Below are 11,117 nucleotides of genomic sequence, written 5' to 3'. Positions count from 1 at the left end.
GACTTCAGGAGTGCTCGGAGATTTCGACGCCGTAGGTGCCCGGCTCCAGTGCTTCGAAGATGTGCGGGACGTCGCCCGGGTAGCAGATGTAGTCGCCGGGCAGCAGCTCGACCGGCTCGTCGCGGATGCCGACCCTCGCGCGCCCGGCGCTGAGCACGATGTGCTCGACTACGCCGCTCATGTGCGGGTCGGAGCGCCTGGGTTCGCCCGGCTCGGCCCGGATCATGTACACGTCCCGGCGCGCGCCTGGCGGGCACGAGCTGAGCAGGGTGCACGCGTAGTCGGCGTGCTCCGCGAACACCGTCGGCCCCTTGCCCGCGCGGATGACCTGCACTTGGGTCCGCTGCGGTTCGACAAGGCGCGAGAACGGTACGTCGAGTGCCACGCCGAGCGCCCACAGCGTCTCCACGCTCGGGTTCCCGGTGCCGGACTCCAGCTGGGACAGCGTCGACTTCGCGATGCCCGCCCGCTTGGCGACCTCGGTCAGGGACAGCCCCGTGCGGGTGCGCTCGCGGCGGAGTGAGGCGGCGATGACCTCCAGGGGCGCGCCGCCGTTGGCCGGGTTGGGGGACATGCGTTCGCTCCAGCGGTCGTTCTGTTCGGCTTGACGAACAGGTCGTCGATTGTTCATTATATGACACATGCGTTCGATATGGCGAACACTCGATCGGGACCTGGCCCGTGACATCGGCCTGGTCTGCCTCGCCGACCTCGTGGTCGGCGTGTCCTACGGGGCCATCACGGTCACCTCGGGCTTCCCGGTCTGGGCACCGATGCTCCTGTCCCTCCTCGTCTTCGCCGGGGCTTCGCAGTTCATGTTCGTCGGCATTGTGGCCTCCGGTGGCAACCCGATCGCCGCGGTGGTGGCCGGGCTGCTGGCCAACGCCCGGCACCTGCCCTTCGGCTTCGCCATCGGCGACGTGCTGGGCGAGCGCTGGGCGTCCCGGCTCGTCGGCAGTCACCTGATGATCGACGAATCGGTGGCCTTCGCGCTCGCCCAGCGTGACGCCGACCGCCGCCGCGCCGCCTACTGGGCCTGCGGAATCGGCCTGTTCGTCTGCTGGAACCTCGGGGTGGTCGTCGGCGCGTTCGCCGGGACGGTCATCAGCGACACCGACGCGCTGGGCCTGGACGCGGCGTTCCCCGCCGTGATGTTCGCGCTGGTCCTGCCGTCGCTGAAGGACCGGGCGACCCGGCTGCCGGTGCTCGTCGGCGTGGTCGTCGCGCTGGCCACCACCCCCTTCCTGCCCGCCGGGCTGCCGGTGCTGCTCGCGCTGGTCGGCGTGCTCGCCGGAGTCGTGGCCAAGGACCCCGCCGAGCGGCCCGAGCCCGTTCCCGAGCCCGAAGAGGTGTGCTGATGGATCCCGTCGACCTGATCATCGCCACCGTGGTGCTGGCCGCCGGGACCTTCGCGTTCCGGTTCGCCGGGCCCGTGCTGCGCGCCCGCGTCACGTTGTCGCCCCGCGCGGAGAAGCTGACGGCGATGGCGGCCGTCGTGCTGCTGGCCGCACTCGTCGCCATCTGGACGTTCACCCAGGACGGTGGCTTCGCCGGGTACGCCCGCCCGGCCGGGGTGCTCGCCGGGGGAGTGCTCGCGTGGCGGAAGGCGCCGTTCGTGGTGATCGTGCTGGCCGCGGCGGCCACCACCGCGCTGCTCCGGCTCGTTGGCGTCCCCTAGCCGGTGACCAGGCCGTTCCCCGGAGCGCCTAAGCTGGTGGGAACGTCTTTTGGGAGGTCGGGTGGCGATCGCTTCGGGGGCACGGCCGGTGGTCGGCGTGCTCGCACTGCAGGGTGATGTGCGGGAACACGCCGCGATGCTGGAGAGCGCCGGGGCGCGCGCGCTCCCGGTCCGCCGCGAGCGCGAGTTGTCCGAAGTGGACGGTCTGGTGCTGCCGGGCGGCGAGTCGACCACGATGTCCCGGCTGCTGGAGACCTTCGAGCTGCTGGAGCCCCTGCGCGAGCGGATCGCGGGCGGATTGCCGACGTTCGGCTCGTGCGCCGGGATGATCCTGCTCGCCCGCCAGGCGCTCGACGGCAGGCCGGACCAGCAGCAGCTCGGCGGCCTGGACGTGGTCGTGCGACGCAACGCCTTCGGACGGCAGGTCGACTCGTTCGAAGCCGATCTGGACTTCCGTGGCATCGACGGCGGGCCGGTGCACGCCGTGTTCATTCGCGCCCCGTGGGTCGAGAAGACCGGCGACGGGGTGGAGGTACTCGCCGAGGTTCCCGAGATCCCGGGCGCGCCCGAGGTGGCCGCTAGGATCGTCGCGGTCCGGCAGGGGGCGGTGCTCGCGACCGCGTTCCACCCGGAGCTGACGGGGGATGAGCGGGTACACCGGTTGTTCGTCGACATCGTGCGGGAAGCCTGAGTTATCGACGCTGTGTCCGTCCTTGACACCACAGCGGGCACAACACAGATGGAGGAGAGATGAGCGGCCACTCCAAGTGGGCCACCACGAAGCACAAGAAGGCCAACCTCGACGCGAAGCGCGGCAAGCTCTTCGCGAGGTTGATCAAGAACATCGAGGTGGCAGCGCGGACCGGCACCGGGGGTGGCGACCCGGAGGGCAACCCCACGCTCTACGACGCCATCCAGAAGGCGAAGCGCAACTCGGTGCCCGCCGACAACATCGAGCGCGCGCGTAAGCGTGGCGGCGGTGAAGAGGCCGGTGGCGCCGACTGGCAGACCATCACCTACGAGGGCTATGGCCCCAACGGTGTCGCGGTGCTGATCGAGTGCCTCACCGACAACAAGAACCGCGCCGCGATGGAGGTGCGCACCGCGCTCACCCGCAACAACGGCTCGCTGGCCGACCCGAACTCGGTGTCGTACATGTTCAACCGCAAGGGCGTTGTGATCATGCCCAAGGGCGACACGACCGAGGACGACGTCCTGATGGCCGTGCTCGACGCGGGCGCGGAGGAGGTCAACGACCTCGACGAGAACTTCGAGATCGTCTCCGAGGCCACCGACCTCGTGCCGGTGCGCAAGGCGCTGCAGGAGGCTGGGTTCGAGTACGAGTCGGCCGACCTGACGTTCCTGCCCTCGGTCAGCGTCCCGCTCGACGTCGACGGCGCGAAGAAGGTCTTCAGGCTGATCGACGCGCTCGAAGACTGCGACGACGTCCAGAACGTCTACGCGAACTTCGACGTCTCGGACGAGGTCATGGCCGAGGTGGACGCGTAGTTTGACGCGGCGGTAGCCGGAACCGTTGGCATGATCGGGAAATTAACGGGCGTGGGCACTGGGCGTGAACGGCGCCGTACGGCAGAATGGCCGCCGTGACCACCTCCGCCCTCACCGCCGAAGAGCAGCGCCTCATCGCATGGATCGAGTCCGAGGCTCAGGCGAGAGGGAACGCCGTTATCGCGGTTCCCAGTGATGCCAACGGTTCCGGCTTCTGTTTCACCGCCTGCGCGTGGGCGCTGCACAACGTGCCGGAGGCGGTCGTGATCGGCCTGCCCGAGCACATGGGGCCAGTCCTGCTCGACGCCTACGTGGACCGCTCCGCCAACGGGGAGATCTTCGAGGTCGGCAAGCAGTACGACGACTTCTTCCAGGGCGCGCCGGTGGTGTTCGAGCGCGTCGCCAAGGGGCACTACCCCGAGTACTTCGGCAGCGCCTTCCTCGTCTACCCCGACGGCGACTTCCCGGCCCTGCAGCTCGTCGTCGCCACCCCGGAGGGGCGGTTCCCCTGGCACCGCGACGCCCCGGAGGGCTTCGCGGACTGGCAGCCGGTGCTCACCGAGTCCGGCGTCCCGGAGAGCTGGCAGCCGGGCGTCGACGGTCCCTGAGCCGCCGCTCGTCCCGTCTCGAGCGCCATGAACGGTCCGTTCATCTCACTTGCCGAGCGCACGGAGGTCGGCCGCCGCCGCCGGGAACCAGGCGCTCAGCTCGGCCACGGAAGCGAACTCGACCGACTCGTCCGTGTAGGGCGGCACCACGACGGTCCCCAGCAGACTCCACTCACCCAGTGTGACGGTGGCCTGCCAGACACCCGCCGGGACGACCACCTGCGGCCGCTGACCGGCCGCGACGTCGGTTCCGAGCACCGGGCGTGACACCGTGCCGTCCGGATGGAGCAGCAGCATCGTGGCCGCCGCGCCCGCGTGGTGGACGAAGAGCTCCACCCGGTCCAGGCGATGGGGCGCGGAAAACTCCGGCGCCTCGAGCAGGTAGTAGATGGCAGATGCCGTCTCGTCACGCATGCTCTGGGCGAACCGCCCGCCCTCGACAGGGAGCGGTTCAAGGCCAAGGTGTTCGATGAACTCGCGCGGGCTCGGCATGTCTTCCATCCTGCCGTGGATCGCGCCCGGTAGCCTCACACCTCGAACTGGTGTTCGCCGGGAGGGAGTCAGGTGCGCGTGCTCGGGGTCGATCCCGGTCTGACCAGATGCGGTTTCGGCGTGGTCGACGGAGGCAAGGGCCGCACCGTCCGCTGCGTGGCCGTCGACGTCGTCCGCACGCCCGCCGACGCCGATCTTTCGGTCCGGCTGCTGGGGATCTCCGACGCCGTCGAACGGTGGATGGACCGGTACGAACCGGAAGCCGTCGCGGTCGAGCGGGTGTTCGCCCAGCACAACGTGAGCACGGCGATGGGCACCGCGCAGGCGGGCGGGGTGGTCGCGGTCGCGGCGGCCCGGCGCGGGCTGCCGGTCGTCTTCCACACACCCAGCGAGGTCAAGGCGGCCGTCACCGGCTCCGGCCGCGCCGACAAGGCGCAGGTCACCGGCATGGTGATGCGGCTGCTCGGGCTTGAGGTGCGGCCCCATCCCGCCGACGCCGCGGACGCGCTCGCACTGGCCATCTGTCACCTCTGGCGCGAGCCGATGCGGCAGCGGCTCGCCGAGGCGGAGGCCAGGGCCGCCGAGATCGCGAAGACCCACAAGGCGCGGCTCGCCGCCGCCGCGAAACTGGCCAAACAAGCGAAGAACACTGGAGTGGCTCGATGATCTCCTCGGTACGCGGACCGGTGCTGTCCGTCGGGCTCGACCACGCGGTGGTCGAGGTCGGCGGCGTGGGCCTGGCCGTGCAGGCCACCCCGGCCACCCTCTCGATGCTGCGGCGCGGGCAGGAAACCCTGCTGCACACCGCCCTCGTCGTCCGCGAGGACTCGCTGACGCTGTTCGGCTTCGGCGACGTCGACGCGCGGGAACTGTTCGGCCTGTTGCAGACGGTCTCGGGCATCGGCCCGCGGATCGCGCTGGCCACGCTCGCCGTGCTCGATCCGGACAAGCTGCGGTCCGCGCTGGTGGAAGGCAACATCACCGTGCTCACGCAGGTCCCCGGCATCGGCCGCAAGGGCGCCGAGCGGCTCACGCTCGAACTGCGCGACAAGGTCACCGCCCTGCCAGGGATGCCGGGGGAGGCGCCTGCCACCGGAGCGCATTCGGTCATCCGGGCCGAGGTCGTCGAGGCCCTCGCTGGGCTCGGTTTCCCGGCGAAGCAGGCGGAGCAGACGGTCGACAAGGTGCTCGCCGACGGTGACGCGAAGACGACGTCCACGGTGCTGCGGGCCGCGCTCGCCACCCTCGGGCGCAAGCGGTAGGACGCGGCGTGGACTATGACGGCGTGACGGAATTCGACGCCGAGGACGAGACCCTGTCGGCGCTGGCGCAGACGGCCGAGCGTGAGGTCGAGACGTCACTTCGCCCGCGCGTGCTGGACGAGTTCGTCGGCCAGCCGCGGGTGCGTGAGCAGCTGGAGCTGGTCCTCGAGAGCGCGCGACGCCGCGGGGAGCCACCGGATCACGTTTTGCTGTCCGGGCCTCCTGGGCTGGGCAAGACGAGTATGGCGATGATCATCGCGGCCGAGCTCAACGCCGCCATCCGGATCACCTCGGGCCCGGCACTGGAACGCGCGGGCGACCTCGCGGCGATGCTGTCCAATCTGTCACCCGGTGACGTGCTGTTCATCGACGAGATCCACCGCATCGCCCGGCCCGCCGAGGAGATGCTGTACCTCGCGATGGAGGACTTCCGGGTCGACGTCGTCGTCGGCAAGGGCCCCGGCGCGACCAGCATCCCGCTGGAGATCGCGCCGTTCACGCTGGTCGGGGCCACTACCCGGTCCGGCTCGCTGACCGGCCCGCTGCGCGACCGCTTCGGCTTCACCGGTCAGATGGAGTTCTACACCGACGCCGAGCTGGAGCTCGTCGTGCGCCGGGCCGCGACGATCCTCAACGTGCCGATCGACCGTGACGGCGGCGCCGAGATCGCGCGGCGGTCGCGCGGCACACCCCGGATCGCGAACCGGCTACTCCGGCGGGTCCGGGACTATGCCCAGGTCAGGGCCGATGGGAACGTGACCCGCGAGATCGCGCGGGCCGCGCTCGCGGTCTACGACGTGGACGAGCTCGGTCTCGACCGCCTGGACCGGGCCGTGCTGGGCTCGCTGGTGCGGTCGTTCGGCGGCGGCCCGGTCGGCGTGGCGACCCTGGCGGTGGCCGTGGGGGAGGAGCCCAGCACCGTGGAAGAGGTGTGTGAGCCCTACCTGGTGCGCGCCGGTATGCTCGCTCGCACTCAGCGTGGCCGGGTCGCTACCGCGGCCGCGTGGGAGCACCTGGGCCTGCGGCCCCCGGCCGGGCACCCGGCGACCGGGCTGCCCACGGAGACGGGCGGCCGGTTCGATCAGGGCGGCCCCGGGCTGTTCGATCAGGACTGACCTGGTCGTCGAGGTGCGCACCGAGAGCGGTACCGAGAGTTACGAAGTGATGGTGGGTGCTGGCCTTTCCGCTGGCACCTGGCACACTCGGAAGAGCACATCCGCCAAAACCGGACGTATCGTCGACTCCTGGCGTCCGTCGAATGGAGAGTCATGAACAACTTATTGCTGCCGTTGCTCCTCATGCTCGTCGTGGCGGTGCCACTCGTCATGGGTACCCGGAAGCAGAAGAAGGCGGCGGCGGCCCAGAAGGAACTGCAGAACAGCATCGCGCCGGGTGACCGGGTGATGACCACCTCCGGGATGTACGGCACGGTGGCGGACAGCAGTTCGGACGACACGATCGACGTCGAGATCGCCCCGGGCATCGTCACCACCTGGCTGCGCCAGGCGGTGCGCGAGAAGGTCCTGCCGGTCGTCGAGACCGACGAGGACGCCGTCGACGCCGAGGACACCGAGCACCCGATCATCGAGTCGTCCTCGGGCATTGAGAACGAGCGCATTGAGAACGAGCGCATTGAGAACGAGCGCATCGAGGAGCCCTCGACCGCGCAGATCGCGCCCCCGCTGGAGCACGGCAAGAAGTAGCCCCCGCGGCACTCCCACATTCCCGACTTTCGTCGGTGTGGGGTCTACGCCGGGCTCACGCAGCACCGAGTAGTGTCTCGGTGCTGCGTGCGTGTCCGTCGTCATAGTCATGCCCGTTCGAGCCTCGTGCGCAGCGCCACCGGACACCGCCGGTGGGGATTCGTCGAAGCCTATTGGGGAACACCCAGTCCGAGGAGACCGAAGCACAGTGGCAGCATCGGCCGGGCATCTCCGCCCGGGACGCTATCTCGCCTTGTTCGCCCTGATCGTGGTCGTGCTGTACGCGCTGGTGTTCTTCACCGGCGGCGGCAAGCCCACGCCGAAACTCGGCATCGATCTGCAGGGTGGCACCCGGGTCACGTTGACCGCTCGCACGCCGACCGGTGGACAGCCCGACCGAGCGTCCCTGAATCAGGCTCGCCTGATCATCGAGAAGCGCGTCAACGGCATCGGGGTCAGCGGCACCGAGGTGCTTCTCGACGGCAACAACGTGGTCATCACGGTTCCGGGCGAGCAGGGCGACCAGGCGAAGAGCCTGGGCAAGACCGCGAAGCTCGGCTTCCGCGGCGTGCTCTTCTCGACGCCCGTGACGCCGGTGCCGACCCAGCCGCCCGCGTCGACGCCGCCGTCTTCGGGCGCGCCCAGTTCCGGGGCACCGTCCTCGGGCGCGCCGTCTGCCGGAGCGTCGAAGACCCCGGGCGCTGGTGGTGGCGCGGTGGGCGGAGCCCCCGTCCAGCAGCCGCCTGCCACCACACCGAGCCCGAGCAAGCCCCCGGCGTCGACCCCGGCGCCCACACCGCCCCCGAACGACGGCTCGATCGACTCGAAGACCGCCGCGGAGATCCAGGCCGCGCAGAAGGTCCGGCAGAACCCGCTGCTGATCCCGGCGAACCCGAACGACCAGCAGGCCGCCACCGTTGCGCAGCAGCTGACGCAGCAGGCGATGGACTCCATCACCTGCGCGCCCAACGCGAACGACCCGCTGGTCGGCAACGACGACATCACGAAGCCGCTGGTCGCCTGTGGGGACAAGGGCACGACGAAGTACCTGCTGACGCCCGAGTTCCTGCCCGGCACCGACATCGGTGACGCGAGCTCAGGCTTCGACCAGCAGCGTTCCCAGTGGGTAGTGAACCTCACCTTCAAGGGCAACGGCACGAAGACCTGGGGCGACTACACCTCCTCGCACACCGGCAAGCAGGCCGCGTTCGTGCTCGACACCAACGTCGTCTCGGCGCCGACCATCAACGGCGCGATCCTGGACGGCAACACCCAGATCAGCGGCAAGTTCAACCAGTCGGAGGCGCAGGATCTCGCCGTCGCGCTGAAGTACGGCTCGCTGCCGCTGTCGTTCACCTCCTCGGACGCGACGACGGTGTCGGCGACGCTGGGCCTCGCGTCACTGGAGGCCGGTCTGATCGCCGGTGCGATCGGCCTGATCGTCGTGTTCGTCTACTGCCTTTTCTACTACCGCCTGCTCGGCGTGCTGACGATCCTTTCGCTGGGTCTGTCCGGCTCGCTGGTGTACGCCGTGCTGGTCCTGCTCGGCCGCTGGATCGGGTACTCACTCGACCTCGCGGGCATCGCCGGCCTGATCATCGCGATCGGGATCACGGCGGACTCCTTCGTCATCTACTTCGAACGCCTGAAGGACGAGATCCGGGAAGGCAGAACGTTCCGCTCGGCGGTGCCAAGGGGCTGGGTCCGCGCGCGTCGCACGATCCTGGCCTCGGACGGCGTCAGCTTCCTCGCCGCCGCGATCCTGTACCTGATCGCCGTCGGCGACGTCCAGGGCTTCGCGTTCACCCTGGGTATGTCCACGGTGCTCGACCTCGTGGTCGTGTACCTGGTGACGCACCCGCTGGTGGCCATGGTGTCGAAGTCGAAGTCGAAGTTCCTGTCCAATCCCAAGAACCTCGGCCTCGGCGCCGTGCAGGAGCTGGGCTCGCACCGCAGGTCGGCCGCTCCGGTCGTCGGTGGCGCGAACGTGAAGGAGGCCTGACATGGGGGTAGAAGATCTGGGAACGGACGCCGAGGGCTCGCCCAAGACCCCGGCGCCGGCGAAGCGTGAGAGCTTCTTCCACCGCCTGTACGTGGGCACCGGCGCGTTCGATGTCATCGGCAAGCGCAGGCGCTGGTACATCTTCTTCGGCGCGCTCGTCCTGGTGTGCATCGCGTCGATGGGTATCAAGGGCTTCAACTTCGGCATCGACTTCGAGGGCGGCACGCAGATCCAGCTGCCCGCCAAGGGCTCGCACGGCCAGATCACCGAGGACGGGGCGAAGGCCGCCTTTGAGAAGGCGCTCGGCAGGCCCGCCACGGAGGCGCAGAAGGTCGGCACCGGTGCCGCGTCGACCATCCAGATCCGGTCGGAAACGCTGGACCCGGCCGACGTCTTCAAGCTCAAGCAGGAGCTCTTCACCGAGCTCGGCCCGATCGGCTCCAACGGCCAGCCCAGCGTCCAGGCCATCAGTGACAGCGCGGTCAGCGCGTCCTGGGGTGGCGAGATCTCGCAGAAGGCGATCATCGCGCTGCTGGTGTTCCTGGTCGCGGTGACGATCTTCCTGGCGGTCTACTTCGATCTCCGGATGGCCGCGGCGGCGTTGATCTCCCTGTTACACGACATCGTGGTGACGGCGGGCATCTACTCGCTGATCGGCTTCGAGGTCACGCCCGCGACGGTGATCGGCCTGCTGACCATCCTCGGGTTCTCGCTCTACGACACCGTGGTGGTGTTCGACAAGGTCCGCGAGAACAGCCGCGGGCTGCTCGGGCTCACCCGGCGCACGTTCGGCGAGGCGGCCAACCTGGCGCTGAACCAGACCCTGATGCGATCGATCAACACCGCGGTCATCGCGCTGCTGCCGATCCTGGGCCTGCTCATCGTCGGCTACGTTCTGCTCGGCTCCGGCACGTTGCAGGATCTCGCGCTCGTCCAGCTCACCGGCACCCTGGTCGGCGTGCTGTCCTCGATCGCGCTGGCCACCCCGCTGCTGGTCGACTTCAAGATGCGCGACCCGAAGTTCCGCCAGCAGGCGGACCGGGTCCGTGCCCGCCGCGCCAGCCAGGCGCGCAAGGCCGCGGATCGCGCGCAGGACGACGAGTTCGACGCGAACGACGACGAGTCGCTCGATGCGGAGCTGCGTAAGGAAAAGGCGTACGCCGCGGCCGCGAGTGTGCCGGTCAGGCACCAGAAGGCGAACCGCGGGCGTCCCTCGGGCAAGCCGAGCAGCAAGCGGAAGCGCTGAACTGAAGATGGATCTGGACAAGGCCCTCGGCCTCATCGTCGAGGTGCCTGACTTTCCCGAGCCCGGTGTGCTGTTCCGTGACTTCTCGCCGCTGATCGCGCACGCCGGTGGATTCCGGGCCGTCGTCGACGCGCTCGCTGAAACCCTCGACCCCGGCACCGACCTGGTCGCCGGGATCGAGGCTCGCGGGTTCGTCCTCGCCGCCGCGGTCGGCTACGCCCGCGGGCTCGGCGTCGCGCTGGTCCGCAAGCCGGGCAAGCTGCCCAAGGTAGCCGGGCGGATCGACTACGCGCTGGAGTACGGCACGGCTTCGCTGGAGCTTCCGGCCGGGGTGATCCCACCCGGGGCGAACGTGGTCGTCCTCGACGACGTCCTCGCCACCGGCGGCACCGGCGCCGCGGCCGTCAAGCTGATCCAGGACGCCGGCGGTCTCGTCTCGAGGCTGTCCGTGGTCCTGGAACTCGCGGCCCTCGGCGGTCGAGCCCCGCTCGCGGGGACCCCGGTCACCGCCCTCGCCCAAGTCTGACTGCCCCTGAAGGCCACCATGACGGCGTTAAACGCCGTCATGGTGGCCTTCAGGGACTTGGACCCTGTCACTCCGCGTGACTGACCGAAAC

The 11,117-nt window shown here is 69.6% G+C and carries 14 protein-coding genes; 12 read left to right on the top strand and 2 right to left on the bottom strand.

Annotation, left to right across the window (positions count from 1 at the left end):
• Positions 1-4 precede the first annotated feature (4 nt).
• Complete coding sequence (locus QMK34_RS15860; protein WP_326414748.1) at positions 5-574, bottom strand: helix-turn-helix domain-containing protein; 570 nt, start codon at positions 572-574, stop codon at positions 5-7.
• Positions 575-641: 67 nt separating this feature from the next.
• Between QMK34_RS15860 and QMK34_RS15855 the strand changes: the two genes are divergently transcribed.
• From QMK34_RS15855 to QMK34_RS15835, 5 genes are all read left to right on the top strand, one after another.
• Positions 642-1,358 (top strand): AzlC family ABC transporter permease, encoded by a 717-nt coding sequence (locus QMK34_RS15855; RefSeq protein WP_326414746.1) that lies wholly within the window; start codon positions 642-644, stop codon positions 1,356-1,358.
• Positions 1,358-1,678 carry an AzlD domain-containing protein gene (locus QMK34_RS15850; protein ID WP_326414744.1) on the top strand — a complete coding sequence of 107 codons (321 nt, stop codon included), beginning with the start codon at positions 1,358-1,360 and terminating at the stop codon, positions 1,676-1,678. The genes QMK34_RS15855 and QMK34_RS15850 overlap by 1 nt, the downstream gene beginning before the upstream one ends.
• A 61-nt stretch (positions 1,679-1,739) precedes the next feature.
• Complete coding sequence (pdxT, locus tag QMK34_RS15845; protein ID WP_326414743.1) at positions 1,740-2,369, top strand: pyridoxal 5'-phosphate synthase glutaminase subunit PdxT; 630 nt, start codon at positions 1,740-1,742, stop codon at positions 2,367-2,369.
• Positions 2,370-2,428: 59 nt separating this feature from the next.
• Entirely contained in the window at positions 2,429-3,187 is a 759-nt protein-coding gene (locus QMK34_RS15840) for a YebC/PmpR family DNA-binding transcriptional regulator (RefSeq protein ID WP_326414742.1), read from the top strand.
• 86 nt (positions 3,188-3,273) lie between these two features.
• Positions 3,274-3,795 carry a DUF4262 domain-containing protein gene (locus tag QMK34_RS15835; protein WP_326414741.1) on the top strand — a complete coding sequence of 174 codons (522 nt, stop codon included), beginning with the start codon at positions 3,274-3,276 and terminating at the stop codon, positions 3,793-3,795.
• 45 nt (positions 3,796-3,840) lie between these two features.
• Here the strand turns inward: QMK34_RS15835 and QMK34_RS15830 are convergent, their stop codons facing one another.
• Positions 3,841-4,287 (bottom strand): cupin domain-containing protein, encoded by a 447-nt coding sequence (locus QMK34_RS15830; protein ID WP_326414739.1) that lies wholly within the window; start codon positions 4,285-4,287, stop codon positions 3,841-3,843.
• A 72-nt stretch (positions 4,288-4,359) separates the two neighbouring features.
• Between QMK34_RS15830 and ruvC the strand changes: the two genes are divergently transcribed.
• The 7 genes from ruvC to QMK34_RS15795 all read left to right on the top strand — a co-directional run bounded on the left by ruvC (position 4,360) and on the right by QMK34_RS15795 (position 11,026).
• A complete protein-coding gene (gene ruvC, locus QMK34_RS15825) occupies positions 4,360-4,953 on the top strand; it encodes a crossover junction endodeoxyribonuclease RuvC (protein ID WP_326414737.1) in 594 nt (197 codons plus the stop codon).
• Positions 4,950-5,549: a Holliday junction branch migration protein RuvA gene (gene ruvA, locus QMK34_RS15820; protein WP_326414736.1), complete on the top strand. Its 600-nt coding sequence runs from the start codon at positions 4,950-4,952 to the stop codon at positions 5,547-5,549. The genes ruvC and ruvA overlap by 4 nt, the downstream gene beginning before the upstream one ends.
• Before the next feature lie 8 nt (positions 5,550-5,557).
• A complete protein-coding gene (gene ruvB / locus QMK34_RS15815) occupies positions 5,558-6,664 on the top strand; it encodes a Holliday junction branch migration DNA helicase RuvB (protein ID WP_326414735.1) in 1,107 nt (368 codons plus the stop codon).
• 153 nt (positions 6,665-6,817) lie between these two features.
• On the top strand, positions 6,818-7,252 hold the full coding sequence (gene yajC, locus QMK34_RS15810) for a preprotein translocase subunit YajC (protein WP_326414734.1): 435 nt from the start codon (positions 6,818-6,820) through the stop codon (positions 7,250-7,252).
• 208 nt (positions 7,253-7,460) lie between these two features.
• Complete coding sequence (secD, locus tag QMK34_RS15805) at positions 7,461-9,254, top strand: protein translocase subunit SecD (RefSeq protein ID WP_326414733.1); 1,794 nt, start codon at positions 7,461-7,463, stop codon at positions 9,252-9,254.
• Position 9,255: 1 nt separating this feature from the next.
• Positions 9,256-10,500, top strand: a complete 1,245-nt coding sequence (secF, locus tag QMK34_RS15800; protein ID WP_326414732.1) for a protein translocase subunit SecF — start codon at positions 9,256-9,258, stop codon at positions 10,498-10,500.
• A gap of 7 nt (positions 10,501-10,507) precedes the next feature.
• Positions 10,508-11,026 carry an adenine phosphoribosyltransferase gene (locus QMK34_RS15795; protein ID WP_326414730.1) on the top strand — a complete coding sequence of 173 codons (519 nt, stop codon included), beginning with the start codon at positions 10,508-10,510 and terminating at the stop codon, positions 11,024-11,026.
• Positions 11,027-11,117: the final 91 nt, after the last annotated feature.

Origin of the sequence: Amycolatopsis sp. H20-H5 (assembly GCF_035828755.1) — a bacterium.
Taxonomy (GTDB): Bacteria; Actinomycetota; Actinomycetes; order Mycobacteriales; family Pseudonocardiaceae; genus Amycolatopsis.
The sequence above is the reverse complement of the archived record's forward strand: the minus strand, read 5'-3'. Positions and strand labels throughout refer to the sequence as shown.